Genomic DNA, 22435 nt, shown 5'->3' with positions numbered 1-22435 from the left:
AGGATAAACCATGGTAACGAATGACGCGACAATTCTGCGCATCAAACATGAGATACTTTATGAGGTAGCAAAGCTTGCCTGGAATGATCAGTTAGAGGACGGAAGAGACGATATTCCGTACAAAATCAGCCCTGGCCCGCAGGCACAGTACCGCTGCTGTGTATACAAGGAGAGAGAGATTGTCCGCCAGAGAATCCGTCTGGCAGAAGGTAAATGTCCGTCTGACCGCAATACAAACAATGTCGTACAGGTTATCAATGCAGCCTGTGAGGAGTGCCCGATTGCGTCCTACACAGTCACCGATAACTGCCGTAAATGTATGGGTAAAGCCTGCCAGAACTCCTGTCCGTTTGGAGCGATCAGCATGGGAAATACCAAGGCGCACATCGACCCGGATAAATGCCGCGAGTGCGGAAAGTGTTCCCAGGCATGCCCATACAATGCGATTGCCCATCTGGAGCGCCCGTGTAAGAAGGTCTGCCCAGTGGATGCGATTACCTACGATGAGTATGGTGTATGTGTGATCGATGAGAAAAAATGTATCCAGTGTGGCGCCTGCATCCATTCCTGCCCGTTCGGTGCGATCGGTTCCAAGACCTTCATGGTCGATGTGATCCGCCTGATCAACGCAGGCAAGAAGGTTGTAGCGATGCTGGCACCGGCGACCGAAGGCCAGTTTGGACCGGATATCACGTTTGCAAGCTGGAAAACAGCTTTAAAGAAGATTGGATTTGCAGATATGATCGAGGTTGGTCTGGGCGGCGATATGACCGCGGCAGCCGAGGCAGAAGAGTGGGCGGAAGCTTACAAAGAGGGCAAGAAGATGACGACCTCCTGCTGTCCGGCATTTGTCAACATGATCAAACAGCATTTCCCACAGCTGCTTGACAATATGTCCACGACGGTTTCCCCGATGTGTGCGGTCTCCCGTATGCTGAAGGCGCAGGATCCGGAGGTTGTCACTGTCTTTATCGGACCGTGTATCGCGAAGAAGAGCGAGACGCTGGATCTGAATATCCAGGGCAATGCGGACTATGCGATGACTTACGGAGAGATCCGTGCGATGATGCGGGCGAAAGACGTAAATCTGGAGCCGGAAGAGAACAGCATGCAGGAAGCCAGTGTATTTGGAAAACGCTTCGGCAACGGCGGCGGTGTAACAGCGGCGGTATTAGAATGTCTGAAGGAGTCTGGTGAGAATACCGATATCAAGGTAGCGCGCTGCAACGGTGCGGCTGAGTGTAAGAAAGCCCTTCTTCTTCTGAAAGTGGGACGTCTGCCGGAGGACTTCATCGAGGGTATGGCGTGCGTCGGCGGCTGTGTCGGCGGACCGAGCAAGCACAAAGCCGAGATGGAGGCGAAGAAGTCGAGAGACAAACTCATCGCCGAGGCAGAGGCAAGAGAAGTACATGAGAACCTGAAGGCGTATGATATGTCGTCGTTCTCGATGCATCGGCATTGATGTGGGATACCCTTGGGAGAATGTGGCTGAGATAAAATAAATAGGAATTTATATATGAGTTAGTGGGAAAGTGTCTGCTCTGGAAAATGAAATTTGGAATATGAATTTTATTTTCTGGGGCGGGCATTTTTCGTTGTGAAAATTCCAAAAGAGTTCTTGCATTTAGAGAATAGATGTGTTAGACTCAATATATCTTATCGAAATGAACTGCGGTCGCAGGTGGTTTCGTTCTAATTTATCTTTTTATTCTGGTAATTTGTGAGGTGCGTTTCGCACAGAATTCGATGATTTAGGAAAATTTGGGAGAATCGGATAACTGTATCGTTATAAAAAATGTGCAATATATTATATGATATATGCAATGCAAAATGAAAGCTTTTTATAGACGGAAAGAACCGCTGTCTGACTCAGAGTGAGAGTGTGTTTTGAATCAAATTAGAACTTATATAGTTACTGTTCACAGGTAGGCACTTTTGGAACCGAAAGTGCCGTAAGAAAACGTGGTGGCAGCAGGAATTTGCCGTATTTAAATGCGAAGCCACGGCAAATTCCGTTACTGGGCACGTATGCGTGAACAGTAACCTTATATAACTTGCGAAAGAGGATAAGAAAAGAGATGTGAAAAAGGTTTGAGGGGGGAGGTTTGAGTTGTTAAAAATAAACATGGGGGCTCATAAAGGGCGTCGCTGCCGGAATGGTACCATTTTGGGAATATCACTGATATTGATATTTTCATCCGGTAGAATGGCGCTGGCAGCTGAAAATGCAGTGAAACAGGCAGAAACAGCTGTCATAGTCGGTTATAGCGTCTCATTTATAGATGCTGAGAATGCAAATCATCTTATATTTCATACGCAGACGGGCAAAGTTTTGGAAGGAACTTCCCTGAACGTATCTTTCCCAGAGCAAATCATAGGGAGCGACGGGCATATCTGGAAATCAGCGGTACAGTCACCGCAAATATTTGAATTGTATGGAACAGGAACTGAAAAAATTTATATCAAATATGAAAGAGGCGGCAAGGTCCCAGAAATGGGAGCAGAGGAGGATACTGTCATGCTGGCGCTTCGGAAACGTCTGGAACGATGGAAACAGAGGGCATGGGAGGCGGAGTGCACCATATTCGGACGCGAAGATGCGGCGGTATCGGGCAGCCACACCGGTCTGACCGTTCAAAATCAGTCGGAAAATGATGCCAGGATCCGGAATCTGGTATCTGCGATCGGGGATGCAGCGTGGCATGAATTTTATCTGATTGGTCAGGATTTTACACCATCGGCAAAAACAATCGGGGTGGAATACGACGCGGTTTATTCTGAGGTGGAAGAGGATTCCTTTTCGGTGGATGGAAAGGAATATATCATCACGCGCATCCGGGTGCGGAGAAACTGGGATGACCGTACTTGTACGCATCAGTGGAGCCAATGGGAGTGGGAGGAAAATGATTGCTTAAAGAATGGGCGGGCAGTGTATGTCTGCGGACGATGTCAGAAAGAAAAGATAGAGCGCCTTCCGGCGCTGGGGCACCTGGATGAAAACGGGGATCAAATCTGTGACCGCTGTGGAAGCGTGGATTGGAGTGAAAGTGAAATGCCCGAAAAAGTGATCTGGAAGGAGGGCGATGTCCAGCTGCGCGAGGTGGGCGGAGAGATTTTGTCATTTACCTGTATCGACGACGATTACCATGACTGGCAGAATGAACACCGGAAAGCAGCGCTGTTTCTCTGTGACCGCGTGATCCGGGCGGATGTGGACACGGCACCGGGAAAAAAGATGAACATTTTCTCGTTTGGCAAAGACAATAATTATAAAACTTCGCAGGTGCGCGCATGGCTGCAGAAAAACAGTCAGAACAGCAGCTTCTGTCTGGAACCGATCCATACGGGAATCCAGACCGCGTACATGGGAAGCACGGCGGCTGGTGCATTTTCGCAGACGTCCGGGCGGGAACTGGCGCGTCAGGATATTGGTTTTCAGCTTATGAACGACCAGCTTTTCTGCCTGTCATTGGAAGAGGCACTTGCGTACCGGGAATATCTATGGCGGTTTGATTCCGGGGATGATAACCCACAAAGTCAGGTCAGTGCCTATTCACAGGGATATTATCTGCGGACGCCTTTTTATTTGCAGGATGAAAACGGGAAATTCATTTATAATCAGCAGATTTATGGCGTTGACCTGGTAAATGGCTGTCTGCGTCCGGTGAGGACGGACAGTGAGACATATGGAGTACGTCCGGCATTTGCACTGTCACAGATGTAAAAAAGAATACTTGTTGAGCTTGGAAAGCGGGAGTGAAGCTGTTTGGCAGTTTGATTAGGAAAGAGATTAATCAATCTAATGTTTGGGGAAAGAGGGGAACGTGTATGGGGAAAAAGAAGATGAAAAAAGTGATTCCATTTACGGTGATGACGACGATGTTTTTGTCGGCGACGCTGCCGGCGTTTGCGGCGAGCGGGTTTGTGTTTGAGGATTGGGATTTGGGGATTGTTTCGGAAAGGAAGGAAAAGTTAGATGATACAGACGATGCCATAAAAAGGCGGAAAGAATGGCAGAAACTGGCTGCATCGTCCAGTGAGCTTATGAATGCGGATGTGAGGGCAACTCCCTCTGAATTATATTCTTCCAAAGTCATAGAGGCAACTCCTTCACAATTAATCATGCCGCGCGTTAGCGTCAGCGCCAGCCTCGGAAATCTCTGGGAAAACTGGGATGTGGCGGATTTGAGCTTTCTGGATGGAACACATGGACTTGGAACGAAACAAAAACCGTATCAGATACGCACGAAACATCAGCTGATGGGACTTAGCTTCCTGGCGGCGTTTGGCATGCAGCCGGATTACGGCGAGGTGGAAGAAGAGATCGTGGGGGATTACCGGGGCGCATGGTTTGAGCTGACGGCGAACATCGATCTGGGAGGAATGGACTGGAATCCGATCGGTTATTACCGGGATGATTCGGAATTTTCAGGGGAGGTGACGCACCCGTTTACGGCAAATCTGGATGGAAACGGTTATAAGATTTCAAATTTCCGGTTTGCAGGAGGCAGTTCGCCGAATGTTGGATTCTTTGGTGCGCTGGATGGGGCGGAGATCCGAAATCTGATGCTGGAACCAGGAAAGCCGGTCAAAGGAGTGCGTCAGGTGGGAATTTTGGCAGGAAATGCGAAGGATTCCAAGATTTTTAATTGTCAGGTAAAAGGCGATGTGGAAGGAACCGGAGCGGTCGGTGGAATAATCGGGCACATGGAAGGCAGCACGGTGGAAAACGGAATGGCACAGGTAACTGTCCGAACGACGGGACGTGCAGCCGGAGCGCAGGCGCTTGCGGGCGGAATCGCCGGGGAAGCGGCGGATGATTCTCGTATCATTGACTGCCAGGTCCGCACCGGGGATAACAGTACCTCGCGGATTCAGGGAACGGATGCGACTGTCGGCGGAATCGTGGGGCTTCAGAATGGGGCGGCTCTCTACAATACCTATGTAAATGGCACGATCGGCGGTTCTGGCAGCCAGAATGTCGGAGGACTCGTTGGAGAACGAATCAGCGGAGACTTGAAAGTGGGGCGGTTTGAGGGAACGATCGGTCAGTCGGGAACCGGGGCTGCCGGACACAGAGGAACCTTCATCGGATACCGCGCACCAGCTAATTATTTTAAATATGGGGATGACATCGTGTACCTGTTTGCGGATACGGAGGCGAAAATCGCAAACAATGTTTGTGGAAGCGGCATTTCAGATGATAACCAGTATACATACGCGGCGCACATCGGATATTCCCACGCGAAGGACAATTTCTTCACGCTGGTATCCGGTGGTGTCACGCGGGATGTGGACGAGCGATATTTTTATGAAGAACTGGAACAGGGGATTCTCTCAATTGTGGATGAAGAGCTGGGCGGGGAGATGGATGCGGAGTCGGTCGGGTACGATCTTGACCATTTTGCACCAAATGATGCGGGACGCCCGGTCCGTGGTTATCTGATTACGATTCCGCAGATCGATACCGTCTCCAATGGAACGAATTATTACGATGTGGCAGTGCTGGAAGCACGGGGAAATGGCGCGTATTACCGGACACTCGATAAAAAACATCGAGGTGCGGTGGCACCGGGAAAGACGGTGACGGTCAGCACCTCGGCAAAGCAGGCGGAAAAAGCGCGCTTTCAGATGGAGGGAGTTCCGACGTACACGCGTGGGAAGAGCCGGAAAGATACTACTTATGTAAATGGCGGCGAGTATTGTTTTACGATGCCGGAGGAAAATACGCAGGTGTCGGCGGTTTATAAAAAGGTGGCAGTTTCGGTCGGGCTGACGCCGGGCGTGACGAAATTCCAGGTGGTGCAGGAGCGGACCGGAAACCGGAAACATCCGACGAAAGTCACACGCGTGATGGATGGAAATGGAAAATTAATTGCGACGTACATCCATGGAAATCTGCAGGCGGGAACACAGGTACAGCCGGTGACGGTGCAGGCGATTGTGGATCGGAATAATGATGTGGCGGATGCATCGGTGCGCTGGAGTATCGATGATTCAGATTTGATTACGTTACTTCCAAATGACGATGAGGAAAGTGGTTATACGAAAAAGAGCGCGTCAGTCCAGGTAAATTTAAATAGTTCGTTTATCACTGATATAGTCCGGAAACTGGAAAAAGAGCAGGCAGACCGCGGATACCAGTATGCGATCGGAAGCGACATATACGGAGCAGGGTATCAGAACGGCGGCGTAGCGGTGCTGACGGCAGAGACGAAACCGGCGGCGAGCTTTGATGGGAAGCCGTGCCGGGGAAATGCGCGGATTGAGGTTACGTTCCAGATCAAGGATCAGACCTATGTAGCCAATGAAGGTGCGGCACTAAATCAGGATCAGTTGAAATTTGAGGTGGTGCGGACATTAAACGGAAATCGGAAACATCCAGATGAAACGATCCGGGTTACGGCACCGCAGGTCTTGAGTGCGTCTTTCACACCCGATTATTTTGACCGGAAAGATATATCGTGGACTGTCGGTGACGCAGCACTGATTTCGGTGGACGGCGAGGACAAGTCGGCCGGTGTGCAGGCGAAAAAGGATGCAAAATGGATCCGGGATCTGATCGCGGCAGATCAGGGCAGACATGTGAATACACCGTATGAAATACAGACAGCTTCCGGCAGCCGCACGACGAAGGTGACAGTGATCGGCGATGATATGCTTGGAAACCGGCAGACGGCATCGTGCAGAGTACAGGTGGATTTCCGGACAGTGGACGAATCGAAGATTTGTGTGGAAGGCATCAGCCTTATACCGAAAACGCTGCAATATGAGATCAAACGCACCCGGACGGGGGCAGGTTATCGTCCGGTGGAGGCATGGACGGGAACCGGTGCGAAAAAGCTGGCAGCGTCTGTATTTCCGGCGCAGGCGTTTAACCAGAAAGTGACATATCAGGCAAGTGATGATTCGCTGTATGTATCATCGGATGGAACCGTGACGGTCAATACGACGGCTTCCTGGATACAGGAGCTTGATCGTCAATACTTAAAATCAGGCAGCCATACGGCATATGTGACCGTGAAAACCGAGGATGGTGGCTTCACGGACCGGGCGGCAGTCACAATTCAGTATGAGGCGGTCGATCAGACATACAGCGGAGGTTCCCATTCGGGCGGAGGTTCTCATTCGGGTGGCGGCTTGGGTGGAGGCTCTTCTTCTGGAAAGGGGGCAGCGGCAGGAAGCAGTGCAGCGAATGCAACCGGACCGGCATCGGGGTTCAGTAATTTGACAGGAGCGGGTATTGGAAATCTGACAGAAGGACAGGCAGACCCCGGGCAGAATGCAGATGAGGCAGCCATACCGGAATATGTAGTAGCTGGAAACTGGCGGAAGAATGCAGATGGAAGCTGGCAGTTTGAAGCGGGCGGTAGAAACTATGCTTCTGAATGGGCGGCTGTCCACAATCCATATGCCGATCCGACAAAGGGGCAGAGTACGTTTGACTGGTTCCGATTTGATGCAGATGGCAGGATGGTGAACGGCTGGTATACGGATGTGGATGGAAACACATATTATCTCTGGAAGGAAATGGATGGAACCCAGGGGCGTATGCTGACTGGCTGGAACTGGCTGCCGGGAAGCGATGGAGTGTTTCATTGTTACTATTTTCAGGAAAAATCTGATGGAATGAGGGGACGTTTGTATCGAAATACGCACACGCCCGATGGGAATTTAGTCAATGCGGATGGTTCCTGGGTGCTGGACGGAATAGTACAGACGAGAAGCTGAGAGAGGAGGAGAGAAGAAAACAGAGACAAACAGGAAAATGAAGTGGAATGACACGGAAAGAATAAAAATGGGGGTAAAAAAAATGAAACAGGATAAGAAAACAACCAATAAATCGGAATGTACAGCCGTACTGGCAGCAGCCATGATCGCAGCCGGAGGTTTCAGCGCTTATGCGGGCAATCAGGGGACGCATGGCGGTGAATGGAAGGACACAGAGAGTCTGAGATGGGAGTGGCAGAATGGAGAGATGAGTTTTTATGGAAATGGAAGTATTTTTTCAGAGCAGTACCCAGAGATCAGCGATCCGGAATATTACCTGAAAGAGGCAGTCCGTTATCCGGGGGAAGCAAATCCAGGGTGGAATACGAAGGGAGAACCGAAAGCAAATTATAGCTGGGCTTCGGTCGAAGAACTGCAGAAATTTGTCAATAGTTTTGACTGGATTCATTTGGATGAAAAAACGCGTCTTCTGTATGTGCATAACCGGATTGCAAACGGAGAGGGAGGTTTTAACCAGAATCATTACGGTTCGCCGGAAGAGGCAAAGAATTTCCCGGTTTTGGAAGGAGGCGTTGGCGTCTGCCGGGATTTCGCGGAAGAATTTCAGTTCCTATGCCGGATCGTAGGGCTGGAGTGTGTGACCTACACGCCGGAATATCTCCATGATGCGTGCCTGGTGCGGATCGGCACACAGTGGTATGCGACGGATCCGACCTCCAGTCTGCCGCTATTTTCAAATGCGAAAACGTATCCGGTTGACTTTGAGACGGAGTTTTACCGCTATGAGAATAAGGAGCGGGAGCAGAGAAGAAAGGAGTATGAAGCGGATCCAGACAGTCTTGCCAATGTGCTGGCGCTGACCTTGAGTATGCGGGGAGAGGGGACAATTTCCGAGGCTGCCTGGGAGAAAATACAGGCACCGATGGGGCAGATAGAAGAACAGTGGGGACGACAGGAAATACCAAGACAGGAGTATGAAACGGGGATTATCTCACTGCTGAAATCAGTTTGGGGAACTGAGAAATAAAGAAAACAAGGGACTGCCGATGTTAAGGGGCGCAGGGCAGTAAAAACGAGGAGGAAGTTTATGGGGGAGTATCGGTACAGAGAGAATGTGAAACGGGGGATGGCGTTTGCGTTGGCAATTATATTGGGAGGAATGGCTTTTTTGCCAGGATTTCCGGCTTTTCCGGCGAAAGCAGCACCTGCGATCGGTCAGCAGACAGCACTGACGACAGCCCATGGCGATACGCTGCTGGGACACAAGCTTTATTGTATCGATAAGGGCGGTTATGCGATCTGGGGAATTGCAGAAAAAGGGGATCTCTATGAAGCGAATCGTCCCTCCCAGGCATCTGTTCCGCTGAGCAGTCAGGAACAGAAATATGTATTTTGGGCGATGCTCTCGCTCAAAGCAGCACTGGGGGATGAAAAGGCAAATACATTTATCCGGGCGATCAATGTGGAAGCAAAAGCACAGGGAAAACCGGAAATTATTAAGATGGTGTCCGAGGAAGATCTGAAAACGATCCTCTATGTTCCAGCTGTGCGGGCAAAATATCCGTGGCTGGAGGTAGCTGCGTCAAATAGTGAGGCGTACATGCAAATGGGAGGAATGCTGTCTGGCGGAGGCAGCGGAAAGGAAAATACCGGTGTCGGAGGCGGAAAGATTCCAGATGTGATAGCTTCCAGCACCTCGCTGGGAACAGCAAAACAGGTAGATGCGGCGACTCTGACGCTGCCGTTTGCGCCGGATGGCTCGGATTGGGATTTTATCCGTTCTGTACCGCTTGAATTTTCAAACAATGACGGTGTTTCATTCAGCCCGGTTCCGACCGATGGATGGACGTATACAAAAACCGACTCGCAGATTGTATTTAAAAATCCAAATCCAAAACCGTCGAAAGCCCTGATTCGTTTCCGGGTGGAAGGAACCCCATACGCTTCGGGCGGCGGGGGATATGCTTCGGCGGAGGAGGCGATTGACCAGTCGCTTCAAATCTGGGAGTGTGTGACCTGTTCGGGGACACACGGAGGCGGAACGCCTGCCAAAAGTGATCCGTGGATTCATCAGCGGATGGCATGGATGGAGCTCGGAATGGTTCCGGTCAATTATTTTGCTGCATTGGCGGGCGATCCAACCCCGGTACCAGAGCAGGGAGGCATTCAGTTTGAGGTATTTAGGCATGAAGAGGATTTTACTTCCACCTATAATCTACAGATGTATAAATACGATCATGAGACAGGGAAAGCGCTGGAAGGGGCGCGGTTTGGCTTCTTTGAGCGCTTTGACGATAAGAACAGGGTAAATACTGAGCGGGACGGAGCTGCCGAATTGTATGAGGGCGGAGAACCATATGCCAGTCATTATCAGGATGAGCCGGTTCTCTGGGATGGTTTCAGACAAGTGGGTTCGGCGGTAACAGATGGCGATGGCTACGCCTCCCAGACAGTGGAACACGGTTATCACTATGATAAGACATTCTGTGACGGTCATCCGGCGCCGGCCTTTGTACCTGTTCCAGAGGAAGAGGAGGACGAAGAGGGAGAAGTCATCAATGAGGATGAGATTGAGGCGGCGCAGGCAGAAAATATCCGCCTGGCAAATAGCTGGCTTTTGTGCGAAGAGGAATGTGAAAGAAAGGCGGGCGGAGACTTTGAGGGCGTCCATTTCCACTGGATAATGGAGGAGGTCGATGCAGGGGAGATAGAAGGTATCGCGTCAGACGGCGGCTCCGAGGGAGAAACACCCGATGCGGGACCGATGACAGGGGCAGACGGGGAAACTTCGTATGCAAAGTCTGGCTGCCAGGAGGACTGTGGGCAGACGTATGAGAAGTTCATTTCCATGAAGTACAGTTATACCTGGAAAGAATTTAAAGCGCGGGATGGATATATTCTGCATGATGAACATGCAGATGACCTGCCAATTGAGATTATCACAACCGATGCATCTGAGCATGGGGCAAATGCAGCCTTTGGAGGCGGATATTCGCGTGATGTGGTGCTGGGAACGAAGAGTGTTAGAAGGAGTCAGGGCATCGGAGAGGCTTCCGGAAATCAGAATGGAGAAAGTGAGGCGAAGGCAGGAATTTCTGAAAAAAATGGCTGGGATCGTCGAAGTGCGTCTGGCTGGACGATCCGGGAAAATTTAGCGGCTTTTCTAGGGGAGAGTCCTGCATTTCCAGGGCCGTTAAAAATGCGTGTTTTGCCGCAGAGGGTGGTTCTGTTTACGGCATTGGATGCAGCGCTTCTGGGGAAAGGGACACCGTCGGAGGCGGAGATAGGAGAAAAACCGCAAGATACAGGAAGCAAAGCGGGGAGAAATAGGAGCAAGACAAGTGAAAACAAACAGGACATAAATGAAAAAGGCAGAAAATTGACACAGGAGAAGAAGGAAGCAACTGCCTCGGAGATGAAAGTCTCTATTTCGGAGCGTCTGGTAAATCGCGTCCAGAAAGGTTTTGTGTTTATTGATGAAGCGGATGATGATTTAGAAGAAGCAGAAAAAGCGGAACGTGCAAGTATTCGGCGATATATGGCAACCGGCTCAAATTTATTGACAACCGAGGCAGGTTTTTATACAAGCTGGCATTCACCTTCTTCGTTGTATCAAAATCCGCAGTTGTCACAAAGAACGGAAACACTGGCGGGTGCGGCAGCAGAGTCTCTATTTTTCCCAGCCTATGAATCGGCGCTTGTTTCCGCGAGTGTGGGTTCAGCGATAGAGCCGGGAAGTGCTGGCAATTTCAGCCATTGCAATGGGGCAGACGGCGAGAAAGATGCCTGGAGGATCTACGATCACCGGACAGAGGGCGAGGTACATATCAATAAAAAGGATCTGGATCTGAAAAAGGGCGAAAATGAGTCTTACAATGCGCTTGGGGACGCACAGGGGGATGCAACGCTGGAAGGTGCAGTGTATGGCTTGTTTGCAGCAGAAGAACTGCTGCATCCGGATGGGAAAACAGGGGTAGTTTACCGGGCCAATCATCTGGTGGCGGTGGCGACGACAGACAAAAATGGCGATGCCTCGTTTCTGGCATGTACAGAGGCGCCGGGGCGAACCTATGATTATTCGAAGGGGACAATTGCGGATGCAGCGGATGGATGGCGAAAGAAAGCGCCGGGAAATCTGTATACACAAGATGCGGCGATCGATGACTATACGGCAGATAAAGCCTGGGAGCGGATTTATTATAACAATACGTCAAAGAATGGGAATGCCTGGATTGGACGCCCACTTCTGATGGGGGAATATTATGTCAAGGAATTAAGCCGATCCGAGGGCTTTGAACTTTCGGTTGGAAATAAACTTCACGCAGTTACAAACCTGGGACAGGATCTGGAGGCGGCGGTCCTGGAACCGGGAGAAGGATATGCCCATATTTCCATGCAGATGTATGGGGAAGAGCAGGCAGGCGATGGCGGAGCTGATACGAATGAAATTTTCTTTTCGGCAGAGTCAAAGGACACGAAAGATGGAGTTTATGAGATTGTGGTGTCAGGGCTGCCGGAGGGCGTGAGCTTTTATCGAAAAGACGAGGGAAAAGGAACGGTTTCGGTGGAAGCTGGGACAGGTGAGTATGAAAAAGTTTATACCGGGGAACTGGCAGTGGCAGAGAACGACTATCAGTATCCAAGGTACAATGCGGATGGCACGCCGATGAATAAAAAAGTTCCGATTGAGTATGCGGCGGGGTGGATGCGCCAGGTCCGGGTGCAGGAACTTGTGCCGGAGACAGTGGAAGCAGTTCTTTTGCAGGCAGAAACGGGAATGACCGAGGAAGAAAATGCGGACAAGCTGGCAAAGATATTTGATGTGGATGACTTTTGTTATTTGAAAGGGAAAGCCGAGCGGGTACTCCGCAGACATGCGAAAATAACACCGAGGACACCGGGAGCAGGAGGAAATGCATATTCCAGTATCTATACCGGCGTATTTGACCGGGGTGTCCGGGAAGGAGAGCGGGATGTGTACGGCGTCAGCGGTGTGACGCCGGGTGAAAAGGCAGAAAAAACAGTGTATGGTTCTCCGGTTCAGACGATTGCGGTGCCGAAAACAAAAGATGGAATTTCAATGACAGTGGGAGACGCGATCACTTCCATTCTGGATTTTTATCATACCTATCCATATATCAGCTATGGCGGTCTGGACGCGGTGCATGAGTATTCGGATTCGTTTGAATTTACGGTATATGCAGGAATTTTAGGAATACCGGAAAATTTTATGGTACTGGGAAGTGATCCGGAGAAAGACAGCCTGATTTTTCACCGGGCAGAGTGGCTGCCGGATAATATGGAAATGTGTCCGCGTTATGTGTATATACCATATTCAAATAATCGCGAGCGGGACGCATTTGGAACGTATACCGATTACAGGGAAACAACTGCTGGAAATCAGGTGATGGCGTCGGCACTTTTGCAGACCGATGCTGTGATTGAGGGAGATGGTACGATTGTTCCGAAGGAAAATGAGGTAAATGTCTATTACAAAACCGGGGAAATTCCGTATGATGCGGATGGGCAGCCGATCCAGGTAGTTGTTTACCGGGAAAAGACAGAAACACAGCAGCGGGAGGTAACGGAGACAAAATGGGTTCATCAGGCAGCAGCCCGGAATGCAGATGGGAGATACATACTGCGGGTCAACGCGAATTTTACCGACAGTTTTGGCGTGAAAAAAACAAATGCAGGCGTGCTGGAAGAGCTGGGATTTAAGGCGGTATTGAAAGAGAAGAAGGTTACACTGAACGAGGAAGAAGCCGCAATGCTGGGAAATGGTTTCTTTGCCGGTCACCAGATGAACAGTTCCAGCTATTACACGTGGGTAAAACAGGCGCGGGCAAAGGCATATATCGATTCTGGACGTTCCGGCTTGATAGGGGATGATTCCTATGTGGTCCCGGTGGCACTGGCATACCCGGGGCAGGAGACCACCTATCAGGATGCCGGGACAAGGAAAGAACCGCTGGGTGTACTGGAGCGAGTGATCCGCCAGAAGATAAAAATCGTCAAAAATATAGCGACGACACCGGAGGGCACCTATGCACATAACACTTATGCGGAAAGTGGGCACACCGATCCGTTTACGGAAAAAGAGGGAGGAAACGAAAATGTCGCTTCAGCACTGCCAAATTTCCGCTTTAAGCTCTATTTGAAATCCAATCTGGAACGTCTGTACCGAAATACGGATGGCGAAATCGTGTGGATGAACCGGGATGGGGAAGTCGTCTCGTTGCCGGAGGTAAAAAAGAATTTTCCACTGCTTAGAGAATCCTTTGCTCCGGTTCAGAAAATTTTCACGCAGGTAATTCATAAAAAAGATTCCCAGACGGCTGGTTCTGTCAATAACAATGTCTGGGACAGCGCAGTGACGGCAAAGGAACGTCTGTACGAATATGGAAAAGACGGGCAGATCGCGGATTCGAAAGAGGTCAATCAGGGATATACAAGACTTCTTGAGACGGTCATGCGGACCAAGGAAGATGGAGCGGGAGCGGTACGGGAAGTTTCCGGCTATCAGTATGAGAAATTTTTCGATGCGATGGCGGTGGCGAACCGGGATAAATGGCAGCGGGCAGATGCAGCAGATACATCCTTTAAGCCGTTTGCGTGGATCCGTACGGGCATTTTTGGAACCGGTGGCGGAGAAATAAAAGATCCGGTGCATCATAACAATGCGGCGATACAGAACCAGAGCCGTACGTCAGAAGCAGCCATAGAAAATGCAAAACGGTCGGATGCTGTCCGTCAGTTTGCGATGGACTGGTATTTGAAGGATGAGGTAAAGAAGCAGAACATTCAAGCATCGGGCGGACAGGAAGGCTACCCGGATTATATCTATGATGAAGCATTACATCAGGCAATTTTAAAAGCAGAGGAATATTTGAAGCCGTTTTTCTCCTATGATTTGGACGATTTATACGCGATTGAGTGGGACAGCGCGGAAAATGGAGGTTCCGATCGGGACAAAACAACGTTGTCAGCAGAAAAATTAAAAAAATCCGAGGAAGGTTATTATTATGGCGTTTCGAAATACCTTCCTTACGGTACCTATGTGGCAGTCGAGCAGCAGCCGTATTCGGGAGCACTGGAAGATTTCAAAAACCAGCATTATCGGATCGACCAGCCGAAAGAAATAGAAGTCCCGTCGGTTTATGAGGCAGGTGGAAACCTCGTATCTCCGGAAAAAAAGTCAGCGGATTATCAATATGACGCCTCGGCATCGCCGGAAACGCTGGCGGCGAACTATCAGATCCGGATGAATGAAGAGTGGGGAGATACAAATCAGGCGGATTTGAGGAAATATGTGATCCGCGCACATGGACAGGATGGAAATTATGAGATTTATAAGTATGGTCTGGATGCGGATAAACGGCAGGGAACGATCTCCTATCCAGGCGGAAGCTATGACTACAGCGGATTTTCGCCCGCTCAGAGGGAAATGGCACCGTACAAGGACATTTATCGGTCTGAAAATGCAAACAGCCGGTACCGGAGCAACGAGAAGGTAGAAAGCTATTACCGCTATGGTTCGATCTCAGAGCAGGCAGGGTGGGCAGATTCAGTGGAATATCCGTATGGAGAGAAGACGGATGATAACAATCCGGCGGGATTTTATCTGAAAGATCATGTCAGGACAATCACCGGGGCGCTGACCGGGTTTGACGGGCGGTATTTTCAGGGATTGGTGCCTTACAGTGTGACAGAACCGGCGGCGGAGTCCGCCTATGATGCGTTGGGATTTACCGGCTACGCGGATGGAAAATACCGGAATACGTTTTATGCTGCAAAGCTTCGGATTGAAAAACTAGATTCGGAGACGGGAGAGAATATTCTGCATGATGATGCGGTGTTCGCTATTTATGCCGCCAGCCGGGACACGTCGAAGTACAGCGAGGGGGAGGTGCAGTTTTATGAAAAAGATACACAGGTGACAGCCAGCCGGGAATTTTTGGAGGCAATGGGGGCAAAGAAAATCGCGCCGGTTGATTTGAAAACGCTAATTCCGTCAAAATACCCCTGGAAAGCACCTTATACAGGAAAATATACAGGCATAATCCCGGCAGGAACTCCGATTTGCAGTGAAACCGATCAGGTGGTGATGCAGGATGCCTTTGGGACGCGGACGGGCACATTCCAGGTTTATTCGACGCTGCAGGATTTTGGTGGTTTGGGGGAAACTCTGCCGTCCAACCAGAATACAGGATATCTGATCACGCCGCAGCCGCTGGGAGCAGGAGCCTATGTGTTGTGTGAATTATCTGCACCGGAAGGATACGTGAGAACGAAACCGATAGCGGTGGAAGTGTATTCGGATGAAGTGACGTATTATCGGGACGGAGAGCGCGGTCAGCGGGTGGCAGCTGCCGTGTATGGAGAAATGGTAACCCGGATAAGCAGCAACGGAGAAGCAGTCCAGAACCCGGATGGAACGAAGTCAAATGGCAATAAGCCGCAGGACCGGGGGGATGTGGCGCGGATTTATGTAGGAAATACGCCGATCCGGCTGGAAATCGCGAAAGTAAAACAGGAGGAAACGGAGATTTTGTTTAAGTTGAGCGATCGGCGAGAGGGAACTTTGACCGAGCTTTCGAACCGTTATGGTCTTGAAAATCTGGAACTGGCGTACAATGCGTCGGGAACGTTCCTTGGGTATGGGTGGTCAAAGGGCTGGCTGGATAGTCTGAGGGCAAAACAGGAAGCCGGGGAGAGGATTGACCTGATTTATGAGGATCAGGTTTTTACTGGAAAGGCGATCTGGCATCGTGTTCCAGATACAGCGCACGCATTCAACCGATATCTTCCAGGTGCATCGATGCGCCTGTATGATGCGATCGAGGTAAAGAAGAACGGGGACAGTGAGGACCGGGCGTATGCCGGTGTCAATGTGGTGCGCGATTCGTTTGGAAATGTGACCCGGATGTATGTGCAGAAAGGCTATTCGGGAAACCGGCTTCTGTATGTGAGGGATAAAGATCAAGAGGAGGAAGATAGCAAAGGAGAAAATAACAATTATAAACGATATACGCAGGATGACCGGTTCAACGACCAGGGGAAAGGCAGATGGATTCTCAAGCGGGTTGAACGCGAAGATACAGACATTTTATATTACGATCTCGGGGCTCTGGAGGTATTTACGACACTCCGGGGCGTGCGGTATGCCTATAACGAAAAAGGCGAACCAGTGCGTCCGAAAGACAGCGAACCGATCTATGCGATGAAAGACGGCGTTCCATTTCTGGAAATTGTAAGCCCCAGCTATGAAGAAATGGTGTACAGCCGGAAAGAAAGGCGGTTTGAATACGTTCCTTCCGGGACAAAATTCTATCATCTGGCATCAGACGGAAGCCGGGACAGCGAGGTAGAACCGTACACGGGAATGGCATATGTGACGGAGGAAAAAACAGGCAAAACATTGGTGTGGGCGATCCAGGTATCTAAGGATCACTATGGAAATGTGATTGCCAGGGATAAGATAAAGACCGGCCGTGTGGCAACGATGTATGCTGATACGGAACAGGAGTACACGATTGGAACATATGACGGAGGTCTGCTGCAGCCCCATGTCAATCCGGTTTTGAATGAAAATGGGCTGCCGGTTTATTACCAGCGTTCCGCTCAGACCTATATTAAAGGATATCCCGTTTATGATCGGGATGGCGATTATGTGCGTTACCGATACAGCGATCTTCTCAGAGCTTACAATGCCAATGCATGGGATCTGCAGTTGAAGGCAGCACTCTATGATATTGGAAATGATCCGGAAAAACGGGAAGATGATCGACCGCTGTACCACCGTCAGGGTGAGGCGTATCTGATGGAAAACAGCTGGATAACCGGGGATGAAACGCCAAACGATCCGTTCCATACACGGATCAGAGATGGGCAGGTGGATGTTTTAAAACGCGTCCCGGTGGGAACGTATATTTTAGAGGAGACGCGTGCTCCATCCGGCTATGCGAAACGGATGCCGGCAGGTCTTACGGTAGAGGAAACCTGTGAGGTACAGGAGCTGTACCTTACTAACTGCCCGATCACGGTGCAGATCGAAAAGATCGACGCGCCAGAACAATATCAGCAGCCAGTCCGGGACTATGATCGCATTTTGAACGAATCGGATTCTAGGACCTGGGAGGAAGGAAAAGGGGGATATACGTTTTCAAGTGTGGAAGGAGCCGTGTTAGCGCTCTATCCGGCAAAAAGAGTTGCGAGTGATGATTTGGAAGCACATCCGTCCGGGTATTATCTGGAAAAGAAAGGGGAACTTCCGGCGAACTGGACAGTACTAGATGAGAGAAACCAGAAAAAGACAGTGACTGCCAAATGGACCGTCGGAAAGACGCCAATGGTATGGGAGGGGATTCCGGCAGGCGATTATATTCTCGAGGAGATAGAGACGCCTCCGGGATATCTGACAAATCAAATAGAGGTAGAAATCCAGGAAACTTCTAAGCTGCAGCTCATCACGATGCAGGAGGATCATATAAAAACCGCCTTTTTCAAATATGAGGAGAAGGATGGAAAAAAAGAATGTCTGCCGAATGCATATGCGGCGGAGCTGACTCTGTACGAGGCAGTGACAGATGAAAATGGAATTGTCATGGAAGCGGATGGAACACCGCGCTATGACCGGGAAAAACGGGTGACGAGCTGGAAGACCGAAGATGCGAAAGCCTACAGCCAAGGAAGCGACAGCTTTGCAGCCCGCTATCAGAAGCTGTATGCAGAATATCACACAAGGTTTAACACGGTTGCATGGTGTGGATATACCGCTGAAAAACAGGAAGAAACGGCGACAGAACAGGGCGAATCAGTGCGTCAGCTCTGGAATCTGGGAAATGGTTCGCAGGTGCTTGTTCAGGTAACGAAAAATCTGCAGCCGGATGGAAAAGCAGGCTATAGCTATGATTTTCGCTGGAATTACCAGACGGAGGGGACTCTGGTTAGTTATGATACCTCCGATGGGATTCACCGGATTGATTATTTATCGCTGAATCCGACGAAAAATGATTTGGCTTCGAACAGAAAGAAAGGCTATTACGTTCTGGTGGAGACGAAAACACCAAGCGGCTATCAGAAAGCAGCACCGAAGCCGGTGATTGTTGAAGAAACTGCTGAAATTCAGCTTTACGGGCTGGAAAATAGGGCAAAGTCTGTCTATATTTCCAAGCTGGGAAGCTCAGGAGAGGCATCCGAAGAGGCAATGTATCTGGCAGGCGCAGAACTTGCTGTTTTCCGGGCGGCACAGGATGGAAGCCTGATGCAGGAAAAAGAATATTTAGTGGAACGCTGGATTTCTGGATCGGATGGAAAATTTACAGAGGAAGAAGCAGAAAAACAGGAGATTCCGGCAGGCTGGAAGGCAGGGGACTGGAAGCCGCATCGGATTTCTCCGATTGCCTATGGAGTGTATTATCTGGTGGAACTTTCGGCACCGGCAGGTTATCGCCTCATGGAACCTAAGAAATTTACGGTGGCGGCTGCTTCGGGGGAGACAATCGAAGCGGTTAATACGTTGAAACAGGGACGGGTTCGGGTTGAAAAGGTGGATGAGAGAAAGCCAGAGGAAAAACTGGCAGGTGCGGTGTTTGAAGTGAAAAACAGAGAGACGGGAGAAAAGGTTCAGATGGAGACAGACGAGAGCGGTCAGGCGGAAAGCCCGTTTCTGCCAATCGGAACGATAGGGGAGAATGGAAGCTGGATTCCGTACCATTACGAAGTCCGTGAGACGATGCCGCCGGATGGATATCAACTTATTCCGCGCGTGTACGAGGTGCAGATAGAAGATCAGAAGGAATGCGAGGTGCTAACGTATGATCTGACGGTGCCGAATGAAACAACGAAAATCAAAATTTCCAAGCTGGATTTCGATACGGGTCTCTTTGTGTCAGGAGCAAAGCTGGCAGTGTATGAAGCGGGATTTTTGGATGGTATGTACACTGAAGCGGGTGAGGCATTGGAAACCTGGATCTGCGATGGGAAAACACACGTGATAGAAGGAAAGCTGATTGCCGGGCACACGTATCTTCTGAAAGAACTGGAAGCGCCGGATGGATACACTGTGCAGAAACCGATGATTTTCACGGTGTCAGATACAGGAAGGGGGATTAACGCAGCCAGAGATGATGCAAATGCGCTGGAGACAGAGACAGCAGACGGTTTATTTGACAGCATAATGTCTCTGCAGGTGCAGGGAAGAAAAGCGCTTCGTCTGGTGAGAACTCTGTGGGATTTGGACAGTGGGGAAGGATTTGTACTTTCTTCACTGATGGAAGCTTCTGCGCCTTATCTGGAACGAGAAAAATGTGAAAAAGAGGGGGTGGCGGAAGGACATCGTTTCGAACTGCGGGAGATCATTGAGTTCAGTGACGGCAGCCGCCGGACGATAGAAAAAAATACATTCCGTCTGAATTGGGATGAGAACGGACATTATCCGCTGACGCTTCGAACATTAAAAGGAACGAGGTATCGTCTGGAAGAATATCATCAGAAAGAGACAGATGGCAGGGAAGTGGAAAGCTGGATCCCGGAAAACAGAGATGGCCTGGGATATATCCATGAAATACGAAATCCGGAATACAGCGACCCTTGTGGCATCCGCGCCGTTTCCCCGATTGGAAAAGACGGAGCAGCGGTGCTGCCGGGAAGTGTAATTGTATATGAAATTACATATCGGAATCAGTCAGATAAAAAAGAAAATATGAAGATTGGACTGGAAATTCCAGCTGGGTGTGAACTAATGACAGCGGCTTCGATGGGCGGAGCGGAACAAATAGGTGAATCCTGGTATTGGAATATAGAGAATGTGGCAGCCGGATCAGGAGGCATTTTGCGGGTGGCTGTTCTGGTTGGAGAGCATATAAATGAAAACGGACAGGAAAATCATTCTGGTATGACGGTAACGGCAACGATATGGGGAAAAACGGGCAAAAGCTATGAATCCTTCCATCCAATTCTATCTCCGGGCGCAATTGCTATCGCCGGGCGGGTGACGGGAACTGCCGCGGCGTTGTTAAGGCAGATAGATATAACATATACGTTATACTTAAAGAATGCGGAGGGAAAAGAGCTTCCAGGCTTGATTTCGTACACAGGTTCTAAATCGGGAACGCTGCGAAGTGGAGGAAGCCTGACGCTTTCTTGTGAAGAATCGGTTGTTTTGACAGGAATGCCGTGGGGAACAAACTATGAGGTTCGGGCACAAGTTCCGGCACAGACTCCGGATGGACTGCCGATCGAGTGGAAGAGTAAAGGAAGCACGGGACGGACCTCCCGGCAGGGAAATACAGTGCTCTGGGAATTTCATCAGAATGATCGGTCGGTGCGTGATGTGCTCAAACGTGGGAATAGATACCGCCTGGTTGAACTGCTGGAACTGGACGGTGGAAAAACGGAAGAGGTGGAGTCGAATCAGATGATTTTTTCTCTGGGGGACGATGCACAGATAGATGGAATTGGAATGATAGATTCCCCGACAAAGCTGGTCTTTTCAAAGACAGATCTGGGCGGAACGGAGCTTCCGGGTGCTCAGATAGAGATTCTGGATCAGTCTGGAAATGTAATCGAATCATGGATTTCTGCGGATCATCCTCATGAGATTATTGGAACGTTGACACCGGGAAAGAGTTATATAATGCGCGAGACGGGAGCGCCGGATGGATTTGCGTATGCGGAAGAGATTCCGTTTACTGTTTCCGAGGATGGAACGGTCGAGCGGATTTCCATGCAGGATAAGCCGACGCACGTGGAAATCACAAAATACAGTGTGACGGGAGAAAAGGAACTGCCGGGGGCGCGGATGGAACTCTGGGAGGAGAAGGAAGGCGGAACCTTGGTTGATTCGTGGGTATCTGATCGGGGCGCCCATGTGATAAAAGGAAAGTTAAACGCTGGAAAAAACTATGTGCTGGTAGAAAAAACAGCGCCGGATGGGTACTGGAAAGCAGAAAAAGTGACATTTACGGTATCACTGGACGGTCGAGTCGATCAGGTGAAGATGTATGACAGACCGACGGAAGTGCAGGTGGAGAAGCGGAAATGGAGGGAGCAGAAAGGAGATAGCGAATTTGTAAAAGGCGCCCACCTGAGGATTTCTGATGAGACTGGAAAGGCAATAGTGGAATGGATTTCTGAAGAAAAGGAGAAATGCATACAGGGCATTTTAAAGGAGGGCTGCCGCTATATTCTGGAAGAGTTGGAAGCACCGGAGGGCTACGAAAAAGCCGAACCAGTTTCATTTACGGTTTCAGAGGATGGAACGGTGACGGTTGTGCGGATGTATGACCGTTTGAAGCTGGAGAAGTCGGGGAGACCGGGACACGATCAGCCGGAACATCCAAAGAAAGTGATAGAAGAGCTGAAAGAGGGCTATTTAACAGTTCACATGCCAGAGTCGATCTCTGGAGATGGGAAAATTGTTCTCGACAGCAGACAGATGAAGCCGCTTCCGAGGATGGGATATGGAGAATCAGCCACCTGGGGAGTGGAAGGCGCTTATCAGATTGAGGACGAAAAAGAACGTCTGAATGAAGTGATTTCACTGATTTGGAAGTGGAAACTGGTGATTGGACTGATATGTATGAGCGCTGGGGCAGGGCTGGCGCTCGCAGAACGGCGAAGAAAGGAGGAAAATATAAAAAAGAATATGGAGAGGAATGATAAGGGCAAGGAGGAGTAAAAAAATAAGAGAAAAATCAAA

The 22435-nt window shown here is 49.9% G+C and carries 5 protein-coding genes; all 5 read left to right on the top strand.

From position 1 onward, the window contains the following. Nucleotides 1-10: 10 nt before the first annotated feature. Nucleotides 11-1462 carry a 4Fe-4S dicluster domain-containing protein gene (locus DXC57_RS09120; protein WP_118652244.1) on the top strand — a complete coding sequence of 484 codons (1452 nt, stop codon included), beginning with the start codon at nt 11-13 and terminating at the stop codon, nt 1460-1462. A gap of 1032 nt (nt 1463-2494) precedes the next feature. Then, nucleotides 2495-3724, top strand: coding sequence for a DUF6273 domain-containing protein (locus DXC57_RS09115; protein WP_147354093.1), 1230 nt, complete (start codon nt 2495-2497; stop codon nt 3722-3724). Between the two features lie 104 nt (nt 3725-3828). Further along, a complete protein-coding gene (locus tag DXC57_RS09110) occupies nt 3829-7731 on the top strand; it encodes a peptidase A26 (protein ID WP_118652238.1) in 3903 nt (1300 codons plus the stop codon). A gap of 82 nt (nt 7732-7813) precedes the next feature. Further along, nucleotides 7814-8758, top strand: coding sequence for a hypothetical protein (locus DXC57_RS09105; RefSeq protein ID WP_182457266.1), 945 nt, complete (start codon nt 7814-7816; stop codon nt 8756-8758). Between the two features lie 60 nt (nt 8759-8818). Beyond that, the gene (locus tag DXC57_RS09100; protein WP_118652232.1) at nt 8819-22414 is read left to right on the top strand and encodes a prealbumin-like fold domain-containing protein; all 13596 of its coding nucleotides are present in this window, start codon (nt 8819-8821) and stop codon (nt 22412-22414) included. Nucleotides 22415-22435: the final 21 nt, after the last annotated feature.

Source organism: Clostridium sp. TF06-15AC, assembly GCF_003481165.1.
GTDB classification, from domain to species: Bacteria; Bacillota; Clostridia; order Lachnospirales; family Lachnospiraceae; genus Otoolea; species Otoolea fessa.
This window is presented reverse-complemented; position numbering and strand designations above follow the sequence as displayed.